The sequence below is a fragment of the Bradyrhizobium sp. WBOS07 genome, assembly GCF_024585165.1.
In the GTDB taxonomy this organism is placed as follows: domain Bacteria; phylum Pseudomonadota; class Alphaproteobacteria; order Rhizobiales; family Xanthobacteraceae; genus Bradyrhizobium; species Bradyrhizobium japonicum_B.
Genome location: NZ_CP029008.1, coordinates 4,168,949 through 4,189,530, shown reverse-complemented (window position 1 = coordinate 4,189,530; position 20,582 = coordinate 4,168,949). Strand labels below are relative to the sequence as shown.

Below are 20,582 nucleotides of genomic sequence, written 5' to 3'. Positions count from 1 at the left end.
GCGTCACTGTGGTGGAATCGTCACAGCTGACGCGAAATGGCGGCGGCCGCACGCCTGCTTTTGTTCCGACAAGGTTCTGCCCTCATTGCCGACCGAAAATCGCCCCCGTTCGGAGGGCGTATCATGTCTCGCATTGCACGTGCCGAAGCTTCCCGGATTTCCTACGCGACCTCGTGCCGGCTGTTGCTTGCCATCGCCGGCGCCGCCTCGCTTGCCGCCTGCGCGCAAGCGCCGGTCGGCCGCCAGAAGGCCGATCTCGCCGGCGCCAGCCGGCAGGCCGCGGTCGAGCGCCCGCAGCGCGTGGCGGCGCTGCATCCGCGCCCGATCAGCCGGGCGCGCGCTCCCGATGCGGACTCAAAGCAAACCGTGTCGCACGGCATTGCCAGCTTCTATTCGGATACGGCGACCGCAAGCGGCGAGCGGTTCGACAAGAACGAGTTGACCGCGGCGCATCCGACTCTGCCGTTCGGCACCAAGCTGCGCGTCACCGACACCGATTCCGGCCGCTTCGTCACGGTCCGGGTGAACGATCGCGGGCCCTATGTTCGCGGACGCGTGGTCGACATCACGCCGTCCGCGGCCGAGGCGCTCGGCATGGTCGACAAGGGCATCACCAATGTCCGGCTCGAGGTCGTGCAATAGGACGCTCGTCAACACCAGACGCCGCGTTTAACCGGGTGTTAGCGGCTTATCGAGCACCATGTGTGTCCAGGCAGTTTGGGGCAGTGGGGAGAGGGACGCTTGAACACGATCCAGTATCTCGAAGATCAGGCCGCGCGCGCCGAGCGGCTCGCCAGACGGATCACGGATACGCTGACCATCGAAAGGCTGCTCGCCTTTGCCGACGAGCGCCGCCGCGAGATCGAGGTCATCGCCGGCAAGTACCGGCGCGCTTAGACTCTTCCCAATCCATGTCCTGACGGCTGGCACCACCGAGGTGACCGCCAAATGCGCCGCGGACGCTGCGCTTTTCTTGTTCGGGCAAGCAGAGCGCTTTCAGGAGCAGAGCGCTTTCAGGAATGGCTTTCCACGAAGTCGCTGAGATAATCAGGCAGCTCCATTCCGTCGATGTCGCAGCGCGCTCGGATCTCGCCGGCGACGTCGGTCGAGATGTCCTTCATCCAATGCTCGAGCGTGTTGAAGGAGATCACCTTGATGGGGTCGTTGAAGCAGCCGGCGACGAGATCGCCGATCGTGGCTTCGAGGTCGTTGCGTTCGATGCGGATTTCGGTGTTCTCGTCGCGGCGATCGACCACCACGAACAAGGTCTGGTCCGCCCCGTAGGGCACGATCGATGATGGTACGCCAGCTTCAAGCATCCTCAGGCACTCGCGACTTGGCTTACGAATTGGCTTAGGACTTTGGCTTCCGATCCCCGTTAACGGGACAAACCGGAAGAAGGTTCCTGCGCGATGCCGTGAAGTGCGGTCAGAGAAATTCTCGGAGGCGCCAGAGCTCGACGACGTGCTCGGGCGAGAGGACCTCGGTGACCAGCGGCGGCTGCGCCACGGTGCGGATCTCGTAGAGGTGACGGGTCGCCACCGGCTTGTCCATGAACGCCGAGATGCATTCGTCGAGCGTGCCTTCGACGACCTGGTACGGCTCCCGGTCCGGCTGACGCTGATTGGCGAGCGACGGCCATTTGTTCAGCACCGCAAGCGCACCGAAATCGACCTTTGACTCCCCGACAACGTCCCCCATCGTCCCGCCTCACGCAAAAAACGCCCCAGCACGCGGATCTGCGTGCCGGGGCCTACACCTGTCGCTGCATCTCAATGCCACGACGCCATAATGCAGCAGCCGGGAAAAGGTTCCCGGCCGCCTTGCCTGATCAGCTCGCCGCCGCCGCGATCTTGTGCCCCGGGCTGGCCTGCCCGGCGAAGCGACGCAAGGCCTCCGCCATCTGCACCCGGCCCGGTACGCCCGTGATCACGACGTCGACCATGGTGAACGAGGAGTGGAAATGGCCGTGCGCCTTCAGCTGGTCGACCGGGACGCCTGCGGCCGACATCGCCTCGGCATAGGCGATCCCCTCGTCGCGCAACGGATCGAACTCGCAGGTCACCACGAAGGCGGGCGGCAGGCCGGCGACCTTGCCGCGCAGCGGCGAGACGCGCGGATCGGTGCGGTCGGCCGGCGAGCAATAGAGATCCCAGAACCAGTACATCAGCGAGCGCGTCAGGAAGTAGCCGGTCGCATTGTCGTTGTAGGAGGAACGATCGAAGCTGCAATCGGTGACCGGGCAGATTAGGAGCTGGCCGGCGATCTCGGGCCCGCCACGGTCGCGCGCGAGCTGGCAGGTGACAGCGGCGACGTTGCCGCCGGCACTCCAGCCGGCGACCAGCACCGGGCCCGCTCTGCCGCCGAGCTCTTCGGCGTGCTCGGCGATCCAGCGCGTTGCCGCATAGCCGTCTTCGGCCGCGGTCGGGAAGCGATGCTCCGGGGCGTGACGATAGCCGACGCTGACGAACATCATCCCGGTCCGCCGCACCATGTCGCGGCAGAACGGCTCGTCCGATTGCTCGTCGCCGAGCACCCAGCCGCCGCCGTGGAAATACACCACGACCGGATGCGGTCCTGGCGTCGCCGGCTTGTAGACGCGGTAAGGCAGCGCGCCGTCCGCGACGGGAAGGGTGCCGTCGACGATGTCGCCGATCGGCCGTCCCGCAGGCCGGCTCTTGTTGAACTCGTTCACGAACGCACGCGCGCCTTCCGCGCCCATCGACTCGATCGGCGGCAGGTTCAGCGACGCCAGCAGGCCCAGCACCAGCCGCACGTCCGGCTGCAGCCGCACCACCTCGCCGTCATTGCATTGCGCGGCGCCACCAGGGCCGGTGAGCTTGAAGCCGAGCATGCCGCGGCTCACCACCTCGTCGCAGATGCTGCGATAGGGGCCGACGCCGCCGGTATAGGGCATCAGGCCCTGCACCTTGCCGGGCACGTTGGCGCCCGTGTACCAGGTGTTGGCGAGCCGGTGTAGCGTCAGCATCGAGCAGTCGGCCATGTGCCTGTTCCAGCCGGCCTGCGCCGTCTCGGTCGGCTCGATCGTGGTGAGGCCGGCATCGCGCAAGTCGGCCAAGCGGTCGACCACCCAGTCGACATGCTGCTCGATCGAGACCGCCATGTTCGAGAGCACCGACGGGCTGCCCGGACCGGTGATCATGAAGAAGTTCGGGAAGCCCGCGACGGTGAGGCCGAGATAGGTCTGCGGCCCCTGTGCCCAGACGTCGGTGAGCGACTTGCCGCCGCGCCCGGTGATCGGATGCACGGCGCGGATCGCGCCGGTCATGGCGTCGAACCCGGTGGCGAACACGATGACGTCGAGGTCGAAGCTGCGCTTGTCGGTCGCGATGCCGCTCGCGGTGATCGCCTTGATCGGTTCCTGGCGCAGATTGACCAGCGTGACGTTCGGCCGGTTGTAGGTGGCGTAGTAATTGGTGTCGAGGCAGGGGCGCTTGGCGCCGAAGGGATGGTCGTGCGGCATGAGCGCGGCAGCGGTCTCGGGGTCCTTGACGGCCGCGCGGATCTTCTCGCGGATCAGGTCCTGGACGATCTTGTTGCCGTCGACGTCGACGGCCTGGTCGGCCCAGAGCTGGGTCAGGATGTGGACGAGGTCGCCGGCCGCCCAGGCACGCTCGAACCGCTCACGGCGTTCGGCATCGCTCAACTGCCAGCTCACGACCGTCTGCTGCGGATAGGGCACGCCGGCCATCGACTGGCGCGCCTGCTCGCGATAGGCGGCGCGGTCGCTCTGCAGCAGGCTCATGCGGTCCGACGGCGCCGGACCGTTATGCGCGGGCAACGCGAAGTTCGGCGTGCGCTGGAACACGGTCAGATGCGCGGCCTGCTCGGCGATCAGCGGGATCGACTGGATCGCCGACGAGCCGGTGCCGATCACGGCGACGCGCTTGCCCGCCAGATCGACGCCGCCATGCGGCCAGCGTCCGGTGAAATAGACCTCGCCCTTGAAATCCTTGACGCCGTCGATCTCCGGCGGCTTTGGCGCCGAGAGGCAGCCGGTGGCCATGATGTAGTGGCGGCAGGAGACCGGGGCGCCATTGTCGGTGGTGAGCAGCCAACGCTCCGCCGTCTCGTCCCATCTGGCTTCGGTGACCTTCGTGCCGAAGCGGATGTCGCGTCTGAGATCGTAGCGGTCGGCGACGAAGCCGAGATAGCGCAGGATTTCGGGCTGGGTTGCGTATTTCTCCGACCAGGTCCAGGCGGTCTCGAGCTCGGGATCGAACGTGTAGCTGTAGTCGATGGTCTGGATGTCGCAGCGCGCGCCGGGATAGCGGTTCCAATACCAGGTGCCGCCGACGTCGCCGGCCTCCTCGAGGGCGACGGCCTTGAAGCCGGCCTTGCGCAGGCGGTGCAGAAGATAGAGGCCGGCAAAGCCGGCCCCGACCACGGCGACGTCGACCTGCTGAGCGGTTCCGCGTTCCTCGGAGGCACGTGTGGCAACCATCGCATCAGACATGGCATTCCTCCCGTATGTTTCGTTTTGCCGGCAGGCTAGCGCTGCAGGTTCAGCTTGTCATCAGAGCAAGTGCAATCTTCGGTGGTCGTTTGCGGCGGCATCATGGCCGCGCGAATGTCGCGGGCGCTGCACGCATCGCGATGCACAATGGCCGTGATTACCCGGGCTAATCATGCCCGATCGCCCTGTGTATGCTTGCGGTTACAAGCCACGCGTAGCGGCCGAGCGTCATGCCAGAGTTGAGTGAGCGGACCAAAGCGAACATGGACGTCGTCCTGGAGCAGACGTGCCGGCAATTGCCGCATGGCGGCGATCACGATAGCCGCAGGTTCATCGCCGAGCGACTGATCGAGGCGGCGCAGGCCGGACACTCGACGCTCGGCGAGCTCGGCATCGTCGCGCGCCGCGCGCTGGCGGAGATTCTCGCAAAGCGCGGTGAGTAAGCCGCAAGGCTTGCCTGCTGGCGCGCCGCGGACATAACCTCACACGAATTCGTCTGCGCATCGAGATGCCCAGAAGATGCGATCCCTGCTTGCGCTCATTGCGGCTTCCGCATTGCTCTGGCTTGCCGGCTCGGCCATGGCTCAGCCGGTCGGGCAGTTTCCATTCGCGCTGACGCGCGAAGGACAGATGCTCGGCGCCGTCGAAGGCGAGGTGGCTTCGTTCAAGGGACTGGCCTACGCGGCGCCGCCGGTCGGCGCGTTACGCTGGCGGCCGCCGCAGCCGACGCCCGAAAGCTCGGAGATGCACACCGCCTATGCCTCCGGCGCGCCCTGCCTTCAGCCGGCGCTGCCCGAGGCAAGCGAGGATTGTCTGACGCTGAACGTGTTCCGTCCCTTCGGGGTCGACGGCCCGCTGCCGGTGATGGTGTTCATCCATGGCGGCGGCTTCGTCAGCGGCAGCGCGAACGAGCCGCTGTTCGACGGTGCCAGGCTGGCGCAGGCCGGCCTCATCGTCGTGACCGCCAATTATCGCCTCGGCGCGCTCGGCTGGCTTGCTCATCCCGCGCTGTCGGACGGCGGCTCCGGCAATTACGGCCTGATGGATCAGATCGCCGTGCTGCATTGGGTTCACGACAACATCGCGGCCTTCGGCGGCGATCCTGGCAACGTCACCTTGTTCGGCAGCGGCGCCGGCGCGACGTCGATCGCGCTCCTGATGCTGTCCGCGCAAGCGCTTGGTCTCTTTCACAAAGCCATCCTGCAATCGATTCCAGCGCGCGCGCATCTGCGCTCGGTGCAGGAGGCGGAGGCTGTCGGCCGGCAGTTCGTGGCCGCGCTGGGAGCGCAGGCGGATCTGCGCGGCGTCGAACCGCGACGCCTGCTTGCCGCCGAGAACCGTCTCCTGCAGACATTGCGGCGCAGCTTCGCGCCGATGAGAGATGGAGATCTGGTGACCGAGGATATTGCCGCGGGCTTTGCAGCCGGACATCAAAGCCGTATTCCCATGATCATCGGCTCGAACGACGACGAGACGGGCTTCGACAGCGAGTCCGATATCAAGGAGGAGGTCGCATCGTCAGGGCTCACGAGCGGCGAGCTGCGCGAGCTCTATCCAGGTCTCGTCCGGCCGTCAGAGCTTGCGGCGAGGTTCTATACCGACAAGGTCTTTACCGAGCCCGCACGATTGCTGGCCCGCCTGCATGCAGCAAGCGGCGCGGCGACCTTTCGCTATCGCTTCGCCTATGTGCCGGAGGCCCGGCGCGCCAATCCCGAAGGCGGGCATGGGCGCGAGCTGCAGTTCATTTTCGGTGCGGAAGGCGTGCCGGGGGCAGGCATCTTCTCGCGCGGCGATCGCAAGGTCGCAAGCCGCATGCGATCCTATTGGATCAACTTCGCCAGGAGCGGCGATCCCAACGGTCCGGATCTTCCGCATTGGGCCGCGGCCGGTCGCGATCGCCTGCTGCTGATGACGAACGAGGGCATCGCGAGCGGCGACGATCCCTTGGCGGAGCGTCTGGACCGACTCGCGCGCTAGCTGCCGCAGCCCGCCCACCTCTCCCGCTTGCGGGAGAGGTCGCGCCGAAGGCGCGGGTGAGGGCTGTCTCCGCTAGGGGATACTATCCCATTGCGGAAACACCCTCTCCCCAACCCTCTCCCGCAGGCGGGAGAGGGAGCGCGCCTCCGTCCAATTGTCAGAGCTCATCTTAAGCGCGACAGGATGGCGTGAGCTTTAAGCCGCGAGCTCGACGCGCGGGGCCGGCGTCAGCCGGTCTTCCTCCAGATAGTCCATCGCGCCGTCCTTCTCGACGGCGTAGAATTGCTGGCCTTCCCGCGACTTGAAGGCGGCGCGCACGATGCCGCGGCGGCCCTTGTCACTGTTGACGACGTCCCCCAGTGCAAACTTCCTCATCTCACGTCTCACTTGTCTTGAGGCCGACTGCTTCGGCCATGCCGGAGATTTTGGGCGGCAAATCGTTAACGACTTGCTAACCATGCCGGTTTGCCTATGCTCGCCGCCGTCGCGCCGGCACTGGCGCGCATATTGCCGATGAGACCAGCAACATGACGCGATTTCCGACGCTCTTCCTGTCGCATGGCGGCGGTCCCTGGCCGTTCATGGAGGACAGGCGGGTGCAATATGCGAAGACCGCCGCGGAGTTCGGCCGGCTGCCGCAGCTGCTCCCGGAAAGGCCGAAGGCCGTGCTCGTCATCACCGGCCATTGGGAGGCCGATGCCTTTACCGTCTCGACCTCGGCGCAGCCGCCGATGGTGTACGATTATTACGGTTTCCCCGAGCATACGTACCACCTCAAATATCCGGCGCCCGGCAAGCCGGAGCTCGCGGCGCAAGTGAAGGCGCTGCTGACGCGGGCCGGCCTCGATTGCCGGGAAGATCCCAATCAGGGGTTTGATCACGGCACCTTCGTGCCGCTCGGCTTGATGTATCCGAACGCCGACATGCCGATCGTGCTGCTGTCGCTGAAGTCTGCCTACGATGCGGCCGAGCACATCAAGGCCGGCGAAGCCATCGCCTCGCTCCGCGATGATGGCATCCTGATCGTCGGCAGCGGGCTGACCTATCACAACATGCGCGGCTTCAACCGGCCGGAGTCCAGGCCGGTCTCCTACGATTTCGAGGCTTATCTGAACGAGGCGATCAGCAACCCGGATCCGGTCCGTCGCAACGCGATGCTGGTCGATTGGGAACATGCGCCGAGTGCGCGCCTGGCGCATCCGCGCGAGGACCATCTGCTGCCGCTGATGGTGGCCGCCGGTGCCGCCGGCAGCGATGTCGGCAGGCGCGTCTTCGTCGACGAGGTCTCGGGTGTCGCGATGGCGTCGTATGTGTTTGGTGGTTGAATCTTCCTTCTCCCCTTGTGGGAGAAGGTGGCGCGAAGCGCCGGATGAGGGGTCTCTCTCCGCAAGTCCAACTCTCATGTGAATCGCTGAGAGAGACCCCTCACCCGTCTCGCCGCTACGCGGCGAGCCACCCTCTCCCACTGTTCAGACCGGGGAGATGGTGGACGGGTGTTCGGAGACATCGTGGACACTTTCTGGGCTCCCGTCGAGAGGTCGGATGTCGACGGTTGCAATCGTTTGGGTTCTGAACACGACGTCGAAGACGCCAGACAAACTCCAATCTCGCGTCCATCCGAGACACCTCGCGGAACGGCATCCGACAGCCTCCTTACTGAGCTGTCGAAAGTGTCCACGATGTCTCCGAACACCCGTCCACCATCTCCCCGGTCTGAACACCCACAAGGGGAGAGGGTCAACCTCACCCGTATCTCAGCTTCATCACCAGAATGCCGCCGGCGAGCACCATGGTGATGGCGTTGGCGGCGACCAGCGGGGCGTCTCCGGAGAGCAGGCCGTAGATTAGCCAGAGCGCGAGGCCCAGCACCATGACCAGGAACATGCCGAGCGAGATGTCGCCGGTGGAGCGGGTCTTCCACACCTTGATGGCTTGCGGCGCGTAGGCCACGGTGGTGCAGGTGGCGGCGGCAAAGCCGATCAGCTTGATGACGAAGGGGTCCATGCCGGCTCTATAACATGGATTCGCCGATGGTCACGTTCAGGCGCGCGCCGCCATCAGATCACGATACAGTGCGGCATAGTCGCCAGCGCGGCCACGCCAGGAGACGTCGGTCGCAAGGCCGTTTCGTTGCAGCCGGCGCCAGGTCTGCTTGTCGTGGAAGGCGGCGTTGGCCTTGCGCAAGCTGCCGGCGAGGGCCTCCGCCGTCACGGGTGCGAACTTGAAACCGGTGGCATCGCGGCCGGAGGCGGCGGCCTCGTCGATATCGACGATAGTGTCCTCGAGCCCGCCGACGCGCGAGACGATCGGGACGGCGCCATAGCGTAGCGCGCAGAGCTGGGTGAGCCCGCATGGCTCGAAGCGCGAGGGCACGATCAGCGCGTCCGAGCCGGCCTGGAGCAGGTGCGCCAGGATTTCGTCATAGCCGATCACGACGCCGATGCGGCCGGGATTGGCGCGGGCCGCAGCCTGATAGCGGTCCTGCAGATCGCGGTCGCCGCTGCCGAGCAGCGCGAGCTGCATGCCTTCGCGCAGGATGGTCGGGATCGCCTCGAGCAGGAGATCGAGACCCTTCTGCCACGACAGCCGGCTGATGACGCCGAGCAGCGGCGCCTCGTCCGAGGAATCGAGGTTGAACTGCTGCTGCAGCACTGCCTTGTTCGCAGCCCGGAACGTGAGGTCCTCGGCGCCGTAGCGGTAGGCGATGTGGGGATCGTCCTGCGGATTCCACACCGAGATGTCGATGCCGTTGAGGATGCCGCTCAGCACATCGCGGCGCGCGCGCAACAGGCCGCCGAATCCCATGCCGCCCTCGTCGCTCTGGATCTCCCGCGCGTAGGTCGGCGACACCGTGGTGATGCGGTCGGCGAATTGCAGCCCGGCCTTGAGGAAGCTGATGCCGCCGAAATATTCGAGTTCATTGACGTTGAAGGCGTGCCAGGGCAGGCCGATCGACCCGATCAGATCAGGTGCGAACTTGCCCTGATAGGCCATGTTGTGGATGGTCATCACGGTGGCAGGCCGCGGGCGATTGTCATAGTGCAGATAGGCGGGCGCAAGCCCGGCCTGCCAGTCGTGGGCGTGCACGACGTCGGGCACGAACGCGGGCACGAGGCCGCGGCCGATGTCGGCCGCGACGCGCGACAGCGCCGCGAAGCGCACGCCATTGTCGGGCCAGTCGACGCCTTCAGGGGTGACGTAAGGGTTGCCCGGCCGCGCATAGAGGTGGGGCACGTCGAGCACGAACAGGTCGAGCCCCTCGTGGAAGCCGGCGAGCAGCCGTCCGGGACCGCCGAAATAATCCGGCCAGCTGCGAATCTCCGCGGCGCCGGCGACCTGCCGCATCACGTCGGGATAGCCCGGCATCAAGGTGCGCATCTCGACGCCGTGCGCCTTCAGCGCGATCGGCAGCGCGCCGGCGACGTCCGCGAGGCCGCCGGTCTTGACGATGGGATAGACTTCCGAAGCGACCGCGAGGACGCGAACAGGCATCATTTATTGAGCCCGTCGATCATCGGCTGGGTGATCAGGGAGATGCCCTGTTCGGTGGTGCGGAATCGCTTTGCGTCGAATTCGGGATCCTCGCCGACGACGAGGCCTTCGGGAATCTCGACGCCGCGATCGATCACGACGTTCTTCAGGCGAGCCCCGCGGCCGACATTCACATAGGGCATGATGACCGCGTTCTCGACATTGGCGTAGGAGTTGATGCGCACGCCGGTGAACAGCAGCGAGCGGCGCAGCGAGGCGCCGGAGATGATGCAGCCGCCGGAGACCAGCGAGCTCACCGCCTGGCCGCGCCGGCTTTCCTCGTCATGGACGAATTTCGCCGGCGGCGTGATCTCCGAATAGGACCAGATCGGCCAGGCGCGGTCGAACAGATCGAGCTCCGGCACCACGTCGGTGAGATCGATATTGGCGGACCAGTAGGCGTCGACGGTGCCGACATCGCGCCAATAGGCAGTGTTGTTGCGGCTGGAGCGGACGCAGGAGGTCGAGAACTGGTGGGCGATGGCGCGGCCGTTCTTGACGAGGTAGGGAATGATGTCCTTGCCGAAATCGTGGTTCGAGTCCGGGTCCTCGGCGTCGCGCTTGAGCTGGTCGAACAGAAACTTTGCGTCGAAGACGTAGATGCCCATGCTGGCCAGCGAGACGTCCGGCTTGCCCGGCATCGGCGGCGGATCTTTCGGCTTCTCCAGAAACTCCTGAATCCAGCCGTTCTCGTCGACATGCATGATGCCGAAACCGGAAGATTCCGCGCGCGGCATCTCCAGGCAGCCGACTGTGACGTCGGCGCCGCTCTCGACGTGCTGGCGCAGCATCACCTCGTAGTCCATCTTGTAGATATGGTCGCCGGCCAGCACCACGATGAAGCGGCAGGCGTGGGATTCGATGATGTCGATATTCTGGTAGACCGCATCCGCCGTGCCGACATACCACATGTTCTCGGAGACGCGCTGGCTCGCGGGCAGGATGTCGAAGCTCTCGTTGCGCTCGGGACGGAAGAAGTTCCAGCCCATCTGAAGATGCCGGATCAGGCTGTGTGCCTTGTATTGGGTGGCGACCGCGATGCGGCGGATGCCTGAATTGACGGCATTCGACAGCGCGAAATCGATGATGCGGGACTTGCCGCCGAAATAGACGGCGGGCTTGGCGCGCCGGTCAGTCAGCTCCAGGAGCCGGCTGCCGCGTCCACCAGCCAGGACGAACGCCAGCGCCTGACGGGCGAGCGGCTCATTACCGACGGCACTCATGTCATCCTCCCACTCACGCCCGGCGCAGACCGAGGCCATTTGTCGCGAGAAGCCCTCGCGCCCTTGGAACAGATAGTAGCGGTACGCATAGTAAATCGTGAAGTAGGTTGTTGGTTGCGAGCGCGGGAAGCTTAATGCTCTGCCCGCCCGGCTCCGGCACCGCGGCGGCGACGCCGGGCGGCGGATGGTTCGGGCGCTTTGCATGCCGACGGCCCTCTCGCCAGGAGGCATGAATGGGACTTGTGCGCCGCACGCAAAATTCCGGCTCGAAGATCCGGGATTTGACATAACGCAACGATGCCCGATCATGCCGCTGCGATCCTTTTCCAAGCGAAACGTCAAACAGGAGCTGAGACGATGAGGTTCTGGAAAACGGCAATTGCCTGTTCGCTGGCCGGCGTGGTCATCGCCGGTCAAATCCAGCAGGCGGCGGCGGCCCCGCTGCCGACCAACGTCGCGACCATGAAGGCGGCGGTCGGCGATGACGTCACGCCGGTGCATTGGCGCGGCGGCGGATGGGGATTGGCCATTGGTGGCCTCGCTGCAGGTGCAATCATCGGCGGCGCCATCGCCGGCGGCGCGCCTTATGGCTATTACGGCAGACCCTATTATTACGGCGGCTACGGCTATCCGGGCTACGGCTATGGCTATGGCTATGCCCCCGCCTATTACGGCTACGGCTACGCACCGGTCTATGCCTATCCACGCTATTATCGGCCCTACCGTCCGTACTACGGCTACGGCTATTACCGGCCGCACCGGGTCTATCACCGTCACTATTACCGCCGACATTGGTGAATGCCCGCGTAGGCGGCGGGAGAGTCAGGCGATCAGCTCATGCAGGCAAACTGCATGAGCGCGATCGTGGCGAGCTGCCGCCTCGAAAACACGTCGGTCTTCACAGACGGAAATAATCTGTGATCGAACTGTCGCGCCTTGCGCGGCAGTGTTGCTGGAACCCGAGGGAACAAAGCGACGTTTGCAGCGCCGGGCAGGGCCAACCGGGAGCGGTGCCGTGCGCGCACGAACCACGCTTTTCTTTTCTCTGGCCAGCTTTTCGCTTTGTGCAATTTCCGTTGCCCAGGCCGAAAGTGGGCTTGCCTCGTATTACGGCTATGGAAAAGCCGGCAAGGGCGGCGAGCTGACCTGCGCGCACCGCACGCGCCCGTTCGGCAGCGTGCTCAGGGTGTCCTACGGCAGCCGCACGATCCAGTGCCGCGTCAACGATCGCGGCCCCTTCATCCGCGGCCGGATCGTCGATCTCTCGGTGCCGGCCGCCCGCGCGCTCGGCATGATGAGCGCCGGCGTGGTGCGGGTCTCCGTGGAATAGGCCGCCCCGCGCGCTATAGTGCTGCCCGAGCAAAGGTGAGGGCTATGGCTGGGATCAGGGTGGGACTCGTCGGCTGCGGCTTCGTGTCGGAGCTGCACATGTACGCGTTCCGGCGCGTCTATGGCGTGAATGTCGAGGTTGCCGCGGTGGCCGCGCGCGGCGACCGTGTCGTCGCATTCGCCAGCCGCCACAGCATCGCACGCGTCTATCGCAGCTTCGCCGATTTGATCGCGGACGGCACGATCGACGTCGTCGACATCTGCACCCCGCCCAATCTTCACGCGGAAATGATCGTTGCGGCGATGCAGGCCGGCAAGCACGTGATCTGCGAAAAGCCTTTCGCCGGCTATTTCGGCCGCGACGGCGATGTGCGGCCGATCGGCCAGCACGTGCCGAAGGCGCTGATGTACGAGCGCGTGATCGAGGAGATGGACAAGACGCGCGCCGCGATCGAGCGCACCGGCAAGCTCTTCATGTATGCCGAGGACTGGGTCTACGCGCCCGCGGTGACAAAGATTGCGGAGATCGTCAGGGCGACCAGGGACAAGATCCTGTTCATGAAGGGCGAGGAGAGCCATTCCGGCTCGCATGCGGCCCATGCCGCGCAATGGGCGATGACCGGCGGCGGCTCGCTGATCCGCATGGGCTGCCATCCGCTCTCGGCCGTGCTCTATCTGAAGCAGGTCGAGGCCAGGGCGCGCGGCGAGACCATTGGCGTCGCCAGCGTCACCTGTGACGTCGGCAACGTCACCGCCGGGCTCAAGCCCGAGGAGCGCACCTACATCAAAGCCAATCCCGTCGACGTCGAGGACTGGGGCACGCTCACTGCGACCTTCTCCGACGGCACCAAGGCGACCGTGTTCTCCGGCGACATGGTCATGGGCGGCGTGCGTAATTTGATCGAGACCTACACGTCCGGCGGCTCGCTGTTCGCCAACATCACCCCGAACAATCATCTGATGAGCTACCAGACCAGCGAGGAGAAGCTCGCCTCGGTCTACATCACGGAGAAGGTCGACCGCAAAACCGGCTGGCAATATGTCTGCCTCGAGGAGGAATGGACGCGCGGCTATCTGCAGGAGATCCAGGACTTCATGGAATGCGTGGCGAGCGGGCGGCAGCCGTTGTCCGATCTCGCGCTGGCCTATGAGACGATCAAGGTGAACTACGCCGGCTATTGGGCGGCGGAGGAGGGACGACGGGTGGTGCTGTAGGGCAGTGAGTGCCACGAGCATGATGCCATCCTTCTCCCCTTGCGGGAGAAGGTGGCGCGAAGCGCCGGATGAGGGGTTCTCTCCACGCGCTTGCTAAGAGTTGGACTCGGGGAGAGAACCCCTCACCCGGCTTCGCTTTGCGAAGCCACCCTCTCCCGCAAGGGGAGAGGGTGCACCGCCTTCGCGGCGAGCAAAGCTACGCCCCGTAGGTCGAGCCCTTCGGCAGCGGGAATACCGGGTCCCGCGTGCGGATGTTGGTCGGCCACACCACCGAGATGTGCTCGCCGGCATTCTGCATCACCACCGGGGTCGAGCGTTCGTTCTGGCCGGAGAGCGGCGTGCCCGGCGGGAAGAACTTCACGCCGTAGCCCTGGATGGTGCCGCCGGCGGGAATGTCGACGTCGAGCGCGGCTTTGCGAATCGCCTCGGGCTCGAAGCTGCCGTACTTCTCCTTGGCGACCGGCAGCACGTTGTTGAGCAGCACCCAGGTCTGGTTGAAGCCCATCGAGCAATGCGGCGGCACGTCGGTGGCGCCGGTCTTGGCCTGATAGCGCGAGACCATGGTCTTGATCAGCTCGCCCATGCCGGGCGCGAGCTTGGCGGGATCGAGCAGCTGCGCCGGCACCGGGTCGATGTTGCAGAAATTGTCGATGTCGGTCCCAAACGTCGCGCGCAGCTTGTCGAGCTGGCTGTAGCCCGCGCCGGCCCCGAACAGCATCTTGAAGCGCAATCCGCTCTCGCGGGCCTGGCGCAGGAACAGGGTGATGTCGGGGTTGTAGCCCGCGTGCGAGATCACGTCCGCCCTGGAGCGCTTGATCTTGGTGACGAGCACCGACAGGTCAGGCGCGGAAGCCGAATAGCCTTCACGCAGCACGACCTGGATGCCGGCCTCCTTGGCGTAGGCTTCGTCGGCGGCGGCGACGCCGACGCCGTAGGGGCCGTCCTCGTGGATCAGCGCGACCTTGACGTCCTTGGCCTCCATGCCGAGCTTGGCCTTGGCGTGCTCGGTAAGGAAGGCGGCGAAGGCCTGGCCGTATTGATCCGAGTGAATTTGCGCGCGGAACACGTATTGCAGGTTCTTGTCCTTGAACACGGCGGTGGAGACCGCGGTCGTGATCCAGAGAATCTTCTTCTGCTGCTCGACCTTGGCGGCGAGCGGCACCGCGTGCGAGCTCGCATAGACGCCGTTGAGGATGTCGATCTTCTCCTGGCTGATCAGACGTTCCGCCTCGTTGATCGCGACGTCGGGCTTGCTCTGGGAATCCGCGGCGACGGGAGTGACCTTGTATTTGCCGCCGATGCCGCCCTTCTCATTGACGAGGTCGATGGCGATCTGCGCGCCGACCGAGGAGGCGACCGAGCCGCCGGCGGCGAACGGGCCGGTGAGATCGTAGATCAGGCCGATGCGCAAATTCTCGGCCTGCGCCTGGGCCCGGGTCCAATCGAGGCTGAGCGTGGCGGCGGCAGCCGCCGTACCCTTCAGCAGCTGCCTGCGTGAAGTCGGCATCCTATCCTCCCTCAAAACCGTCTTATGTTGTTTTTTGCGAAGTATGGGGAGCGCGCCAACGGAAAGTCAACATCGCGAAAGTCGAGGTCGGTCGCACGTGGCATGGAACGCAAATGCGAAATGACGGCGAGGCGGGCGATAACGTGTGATCACTGGGTCAGGCGCCGGGCCAGATAGCGCGCGGTCTTGCCGCCGGCCGTGGCGACCTGTTCAGGCGTTCCCGCCACGACGATGCGGCCGCCCTCGTCACCGGCGCCGGGGCCGAGATCGATGATCCAGTCGCTGTGGGCCACGACGTCCATGTCGTGCTCGACCACGATCACGCTGTTGCCGGCCTCGACGATCCGCTCGAGCTGGGCGATCAGCCGTTCGACGTCGCGCGGGTGCAGGCCGGTGGTGGGCTCGTCCAGGACATAGAGCGTGTGCCCGCGCTGCGGACGCATCAGCTCGGTCGCGAGCTTGATGCGCTGAGCTTCGCCGCCGGACAATTCGGTGGCGGACTGGCCCAGGCGGATATAGCCGAGGCCGACCTCGCGCACGACCGATAGCGAGCGTTTCAGCGTGGCATCGCCCTCGAAGAACGCGAAGGCGTCGTCGACGCGCATTGCCAGCACATCCGCAATGGACTTACCGCGGATCTTCACCTCGAGCGTCTTGTCGTTGTAGCGCGCGCCCTTGCAGGTCGGGCAGGGCGCGTAGACGCTGGGCAGGAACAGCAGCTCGACGCAGACGAAACCCTCGCCCTCGCAGGTCGCACAGCGGCCCTTGGCGACGTTGAAGGAGAAGCGTCCGGCATCGTAGCGGCGGGACTTCGCCTGCGGCGTCGCCGCGAACAGTTTTCGCACATGGTCGAACAGGCCGGTATAGGTCGCAAGGTTGGACCGCGGCGTCCGCCCGATCGGCTTCTGATCGACCACGACGAGCCGGTTCACCTGGTCGAGGCCGGCAACGATCCTGCCGCCCAATGTCTCGACCGTCGGCGCCAGGCTGTCGTCATCGGAATCGGCAGCAAGCGTGTGGCCGAGATGAGCGGCCACGGTGTCGACGAGAAACTGGCTGATCAGGCTCGATTTGCCGGAGCCGGACACGCCGGTGATGCCAGCGATGACGCCTAGGGGAATGTCGATGTCGAGGCCGCGAAGATTGTTGCGGACCACACCCCTGATTTTCAGATGCCCCTTCGGCGCACGACAAACAGCCGGCAGTGGCTTTCTTGGTCGCGACAGATAGTGGGCGGTTCGCGATTGCTCGATGTCCTCAAGCCCTGCCGGCGGCCCGCTGTAGAGGATGTGTCCGCCGCCTTCGCCGGCATCGGGGCCGACGTCCACCAGCCAGTCGGCATGCCTGATCACCTCGATCTCGTGCTCGACCACGAAGATCGAGTTGCCGGCATGCTTCAGCCGGTCCAGCGCCCGCAGCAGCGCCTCGGTGTCGGCGGGATGCAGGCCCGCGGACGGCTCGTCGAGCACGTAGACGACGCCGAACAGGTTGGAGCGGACTTGCGTGGCCAGACGCAACCGCTGCAATTCCCCCGGCGACAGCGTCGGCGTGCTGCGCTCGCAGGCGAGATAGCCAAGGCCGAGGTCGAGCAGGACGGCGAGCCGGGCCGACAGATCCTCGCAGATGCGTCTGGCGACAATGGCCTTCTCCGACCTGTCCGCAGATGCTGTTGCAAACGGCTTGATGAGCTGGTGCAGTTGCGAGAGCGGCAGATGCGACATCTCGGCAATGTTGAGCCCGGCGAACCTGACCTTGAGGGCCTCGGGCTTCAACCTTGTGCCATGGCAGGTTGGACAGTCGCGCGTGATCATGAATTGCGCGACGCGGCGCTTCATCATCGCGCTCTCGGACTTGGCGTAGGTCTGCATCACGTAGCGCTTGGCGCCGGTGAAGGTGCCCTGATAGCTCGGCTCCTCCTTGCGGCGCAGGGCGCGCTTGACTTCGGCGGCGTCGTAGCCGGCATAAACGGGAACGGTCGGCTGCTCCTCGGTGAACAGGATCCAGTCGCGGTCCTTCTTCGGGATCTCGCGCCAGGGCTTGTCGACGTCGTAGCCGAGCGTCGTCAGGATGTCCCGGAGGTTCTGACCTTGCCAAGCGCTCGGCCAGGCCGCGACCGCACGCTCGCGGATCGTCTTGGTGTCGTCGGGCACCATCGACTTTTCGGTCACATCGAGCATCCGGCCGATACCGTGGCAGGTCGGGCAGGCGCCCTCCGGCGTGTTCGGCGAGAACGCCTCCGCATAGAGCATCGATTGTCCCCGCGGATAGTCGCCGGCGCGGGAATAGAGCATTCGCAAAAGGTTCGAGATGGTGGTGACGCTGCCGACCGACGACCGCGTTGTCGGTGCTCCACGCTGCTGCTGAAGCGCGACCGCGGGCGGCAGGCCCTCGATGTCGTCGACTTCAGGGACTTGCATCTGGTGGAAGAGCCGACGCGCGTAGGGCGATACCGACTCCAGATAGCGCCGCTGCGCCTCGGCATAGATCGTTCCAAAGGCGAGCGAGGATTTGCCGGAGCCCGACACGCCCGTGAACACCACGAGCGCGTTGCGGGGAATGCGAACGTCGACGTTCCTGAGATTGTGCTCGCGCGCGCCCCGCACCCGGACGAAGCCATCGTCCTGCATCAGGCTGCCGGTCGGTTCTGATCGATCATCCATCTGGATCCTCCGGCCGCGGCGGGAGTGGCTCCGCGCGGCGCATGCTTCGCGCGGCGATCAGGTGTCGCCTGTGCCGACAGATAACCTAGCTTGCGTAGGCGCGTTCCAGCGATCGACGCTGCAGGTGCCGATCCAGTGCCAGGTCGACGAGACGCGTCAGCAGCTCGCCATAGGGTACGCCGGAGGCTTCCATCATCTTCGGGTACATGCTGATCGACGTGAAGCCGGGCAGGGTGTTGATCTCGTTGAAATAGAATTCGCCGGAGTGCCAGTCGAGGAAGAAGTCGACGCGCGCGAGGTCGCTGCATTCGAGGGCCGCGAAGACCTGCACCGCGAGCATGCGCACGCGCGCCATCTGGGCGGCGTCGAGCCTGGCCGGAAGATCGACCCGGGCGCCGTCGGGGTCCAGATACTTGGCCTCATACGAGTAGAATTCGTGATGGGCGTTGGGATTGAGCTCGCTGGCGACGCTCGCGAACGGCGTCTCGCCATCGAGCACCGCGATCTCGATCTCTCGGGCGTCTATGCCCTGTTCGACCAGCACCTTGACGTCATAGCGAAATGCGTCGTCGAGCGCCGCGCCGAGCGCATCCCACGTCTTGACCTTGTGAATGCCGACGCTGGAGCCCATGTTGCAAGGCTTGACGAAGACCGGGAGCGCCAAGCCCTCGGTCGCCTTGGCGACCGACGCGGCGCGGTCCCGGGCGAAGGCCTTGCGGGTCAGCACGCGATAGGGCGCGACCGGAATGCCGGCTAATCCGGCGAGGCGTTTGGCGATATCCTTGTCCATGCTGACGGCGGAGGCGAGAACGCCCGACCCGACATAGGCAACCTCAGCCAGTTCCAGGAGGCCCTGCACGGCGCCGTCCTCGCAGAGCGGCCCGTGCAGGACCGGAAAGACCACGTCGACATCGAGCGGGCCAGCTCCGCTTTCCGAGATCGGCATGAGCGCGCAGCGTCCGTCGGGTGTTCGGGCGAGCCGTATTTCGGGTGCGTCGGGCAGGATCGGCAAGGACGCCGCCTGCGCCTGATCGATCGCATGCAGATCGTTCCACTGCCACCGTCCTGCCTTGTCGATGGAGACGGGGATGATCTCGAAGCGCGAGCGGTCGAGATGCCTGAGCACGGAGGCGGCGGATTTCAGCGAGACCTCGTGCTCGCCTGACCTGCCACCATAGAGAACAACGACGCGAATCTTGTCTGCCATGGCTCAATTATCACGCGCTCTGTCCGGGAGTCACCTCCGTGGTCCTGTCTGCAGGTGCCGTAGGTTGGGCAAAGCGCAGCGTGCCCACGACTCCTTCAATACCGAACGAGAAGGTGGGCACGGCGCTTTGCGCCTTTGCCCACCTTACGATAGCGGTGCACTCTCAGCCCGGCCCTGCGCCCTGCGTTGCCGTGAACACCGCGTAGAGCGACTGGCTCGCGGCCATAAACAGGCGGTTGCGCTTGGGGCCGCCGAAGCAGACGTTGCCGCACACCTCCGGCAGGCGGATGCGGCCGAGCAGCTTGCCCTCGGGCGACCACACCGTCACGCCGCTATAGCCGACGGCGCGGCCGGCATTGCTGGAGGCCCATAGATTGCCGTTGACGTCGCAGCGCAGGCCGTCCGGCCCGCACTTCACGCCGTCGACCACGCAATCGGTGAACTTCTTCAGGTTCGACAGCTTGTTGTCGGTGCCGACGTCTAACACGAAGATCTCGCCCTTGCCGCCGGGGCCGGTGTCGCCCGGTCCCTTGCCGGTGGAGGCAATGTAGAGCTTCTTGTAGTCGGGCGAGAAGCAGAGGCCGTTCGGATCGGGCACCTGGTCCTCGGTGACGACGAGGTCGACGCGGCCGGAGGGGTCGATGCGATAGCAATTGGTCGGCAGCTCGCGCCTGCCCGGTGTGAAGCCGGCCGGCTGCCCGATCCGCGGATTGAGCTTGCCGCCCGCATTGCTCGGGCCGCCCGCGACGTCAGGCTCGCCTTCGTAGAGCTGGCCGCCATAGGGCGGATCGGTGAACCAATAGCTGCCGTCGGGATGCGCGGCGACATCGTTCGGCGAGTTCAGCTTCTTGCCCTGATAGGAGTCGGCCAGCACGGTGGCGGTGCCGTCATGCTCATAGCGCGTCACCCGGCGGGTCAGATGCTCGCAGGAAAGCTGGCGTCCCTGGAAGTCGAAGGAGTTGCCGTTGGAATTGTTTGAGGGGGTGCGAAACACGCTGACCCGGCCGTCGTCTTCGCTCCAGCGCATCTGCCGGTTGTTGGGAATGTCGCTCCACAACAGGTATCGTCCTTGCGCGCTCCATGCCGGGCCCTCGGCCCACAGCAAGCCGGTGTAGAGACGCTTGATCGCGGTGTTGGGTTGCGCGAGATCGTTGAAGGAGGGATCGACCGCGATGATGTCGGGGTCCCAGAAATAGGTGGTCGGCGCGCCGTGAGGTCCGAAATCGCGCGGCGGATTGGTGATGGTGGTCGGCGGTGCGGCGGGTCCGGTCTGGGCTAGCGCAGGGCCGGCGACGGTGGCCGCAGCGCCAAGCGCAAGCCCCCGGACAAGTGTTCGTCGTGAAAGCGCAAGCTCCTGCTCACGCTGTTCCTGGCGTGTCATGGCGTCCTCCCAATATCGTTCGGCTGGCCGGTTGATCCGGCCGAGCAACTGGAGGTTAATGCGGTCCGGCGCCGG

Annotated in this window: 19 protein-coding genes; 8 read left to right on the top strand and 11 right to left on the bottom strand. The window is 65.5% G+C overall.

Annotated features, from left to right (window positions below):
- Positions 1–123: 123 nt before the first annotated feature.
- Complete coding sequence (locus DCM79_RS20010) at positions 124–642, top strand: septal ring lytic transglycosylase RlpA family protein (RefSeq protein ID WP_257175984.1); 519 nt, start codon at positions 124–126, stop codon at positions 640–642.
- 99 nt (positions 643–741) lie between these two features.
- The gene (locus DCM79_RS20005; RefSeq protein ID WP_196236077.1) at positions 742–897 is read left to right on the top strand and encodes a hypothetical protein; all 156 of its coding nucleotides are present in this window, start codon (positions 742–744) and stop codon (positions 895–897) included.
- A gap of 116 nt (positions 898–1,013) precedes the next feature.
- On the opposite strand, the gene DCM79_RS20000 is transcribed toward DCM79_RS20005, so the two are convergent.
- The 3 genes from DCM79_RS20000 to DCM79_RS19990 form a co-directional block, all read right to left on the bottom strand.
- Positions 1,014–1,319 (bottom strand): hypothetical protein, encoded by a 306-nt coding sequence (locus tag DCM79_RS20000; RefSeq protein ID WP_257175983.1) that lies wholly within the window; start codon positions 1,317–1,319, stop codon positions 1,014–1,016.
- A 109-nt stretch (positions 1,320–1,428) separates the two neighbouring features.
- Positions 1,429–1,701 carry a hypothetical protein gene (locus DCM79_RS19995; protein ID WP_257175982.1) on the bottom strand — a complete coding sequence of 91 codons (273 nt, stop codon included), beginning with the start codon at positions 1,699–1,701 and terminating at the stop codon, positions 1,429–1,431.
- Positions 1,702–1,831: 130 nt separating this feature from the next.
- Complete coding sequence (locus tag DCM79_RS19990) at positions 1,832–4,477, bottom strand: alpha/beta hydrolase fold domain-containing protein (RefSeq protein WP_257175981.1); 2,646 nt, start codon at positions 4,475–4,477, stop codon at positions 1,832–1,834.
- A gap of 263 nt (positions 4,478–4,740) precedes the next feature.
- Here DCM79_RS19990 and DCM79_RS19985 point away from each other — a divergent pair, with 263 nt between their 5' ends.
- Together DCM79_RS19985 and DCM79_RS19980 are read left to right on the top strand one after the other, a co-directional pair.
- Positions 4,741–4,920 (top strand): hypothetical protein, encoded by a 180-nt coding sequence (locus DCM79_RS19985; protein ID WP_257175980.1) that lies wholly within the window; start codon positions 4,741–4,743, stop codon positions 4,918–4,920.
- A gap of 76 nt (positions 4,921–4,996) precedes the next feature.
- Positions 4,997–6,454 (top strand): carboxylesterase/lipase family protein, encoded by a 1,458-nt coding sequence (locus DCM79_RS19980; protein WP_257175979.1) that lies wholly within the window; start codon positions 4,997–4,999, stop codon positions 6,452–6,454.
- Between the two features lie 195 nt (positions 6,455–6,649).
- Here DCM79_RS19980 and DCM79_RS19975 read toward each other — a convergent pair whose 3' ends face one another.
- Positions 6,650–6,829, bottom strand: a complete 180-nt coding sequence (locus DCM79_RS19975) for a hypothetical protein (protein WP_126255372.1) — start codon at positions 6,827–6,829, stop codon at positions 6,650–6,652.
- Between the two features lie 152 nt (positions 6,830–6,981).
- On the opposite strand from DCM79_RS19975, the gene DCM79_RS19970 reads away from it, so the two are divergent.
- Positions 6,982–7,779, top strand: coding sequence for a class III extradiol ring-cleavage dioxygenase (locus tag DCM79_RS19970; protein ID WP_257175977.1), 798 nt, complete (start codon positions 6,982–6,984; stop codon positions 7,777–7,779).
- Positions 7,780–8,197: 418 nt separating this feature from the next.
- Here DCM79_RS19970 and DCM79_RS19965 read toward each other — a convergent pair whose 3' ends face one another.
- From DCM79_RS19965 to glgC, 3 genes are read right to left on the bottom strand one after another with little or no spacing between them, the layout of a single operon-like run.
- Positions 8,198–8,458 (bottom strand): SemiSWEET transporter, encoded by a 261-nt coding sequence (locus tag DCM79_RS19965; protein ID WP_257175976.1) that lies wholly within the window; start codon positions 8,456–8,458, stop codon positions 8,198–8,200.
- Between the two features lie 36 nt (positions 8,459–8,494).
- Complete coding sequence (gene glgA, locus DCM79_RS19960; RefSeq protein WP_257175975.1) at positions 8,495–9,949, bottom strand: glycogen synthase GlgA; 1,455 nt, start codon at positions 9,947–9,949, stop codon at positions 8,495–8,497.
- Positions 9,946–11,208: a glucose-1-phosphate adenylyltransferase gene (gene glgC / locus DCM79_RS19955; protein WP_257175974.1), complete on the bottom strand. Its 1,263-nt coding sequence runs from the start codon at positions 11,206–11,208 to the stop codon at positions 9,946–9,948. The genes glgA and glgC overlap by 4 nt, the downstream gene beginning before the upstream one ends.
- Before the next feature lie 357 nt (positions 11,209–11,565).
- On the opposite strand from glgC, the gene DCM79_RS19950 reads away from it, so the two are divergent.
- The 3 genes from DCM79_RS19950 to DCM79_RS19940 all read left to right on the top strand — a co-directional run bounded on the left by DCM79_RS19950 (position 11,566) and on the right by DCM79_RS19940 (position 13,752).
- Positions 11,566–12,006 carry a hypothetical protein gene (locus DCM79_RS19950; protein WP_257175973.1) on the top strand — a complete coding sequence of 147 codons (441 nt, stop codon included), beginning with the start codon at positions 11,566–11,568 and terminating at the stop codon, positions 12,004–12,006.
- A 217-nt stretch (positions 12,007–12,223) separates the two neighbouring features.
- Positions 12,224–12,538 (top strand): septal ring lytic transglycosylase RlpA family protein, encoded by a 315-nt coding sequence (locus tag DCM79_RS19945; protein ID WP_257175972.1) that lies wholly within the window; start codon positions 12,224–12,226, stop codon positions 12,536–12,538.
- 44 nt (positions 12,539–12,582) lie between these two features.
- Entirely contained in the window at positions 12,583–13,752 is a 1,170-nt protein-coding gene (locus DCM79_RS19940; RefSeq protein ID WP_257175971.1) for a Gfo/Idh/MocA family protein, read from the top strand.
- Positions 13,753–13,948: 196 nt separating this feature from the next.
- Here DCM79_RS19940 and DCM79_RS19935 read toward each other — a convergent pair whose 3' ends face one another.
- The 4 genes from DCM79_RS19935 to DCM79_RS19920 all read right to left on the bottom strand — a co-directional run bounded on the left by DCM79_RS19935 (position 13,949) and on the right by DCM79_RS19920 (position 20,507).
- Positions 13,949–15,259, bottom strand: coding sequence for an ABC transporter substrate-binding protein (locus DCM79_RS19935; protein WP_257175970.1), 1,311 nt, complete (start codon positions 15,257–15,259; stop codon positions 13,949–13,951).
- A 149-nt stretch (positions 15,260–15,408) separates the two neighbouring features.
- Positions 15,409–17,919 carry an excinuclease ABC subunit UvrA gene (gene uvrA / locus DCM79_RS19930; RefSeq protein ID WP_257175969.1) on the bottom strand — a complete coding sequence of 837 codons (2,511 nt, stop codon included), beginning with the start codon at positions 17,917–17,919 and terminating at the stop codon, positions 15,409–15,411.
- Positions 17,920–18,004: 85 nt separating this feature from the next.
- Positions 18,005–19,126, bottom strand: coding sequence for a D-alanine--D-alanine ligase family protein (locus DCM79_RS19925; protein WP_274069743.1), 1,122 nt, complete (start codon positions 19,124–19,126; stop codon positions 18,005–18,007).
- Positions 19,127–19,289: 163 nt separating this feature from the next.
- Positions 19,290–20,507, bottom strand: coding sequence for an SMP-30/gluconolactonase/LRE family protein (locus DCM79_RS19920; RefSeq protein WP_257175968.1), 1,218 nt, complete (start codon positions 20,505–20,507; stop codon positions 19,290–19,292).
- Between the last annotated feature and the right edge of the window lie 75 nt (positions 20,508–20,582).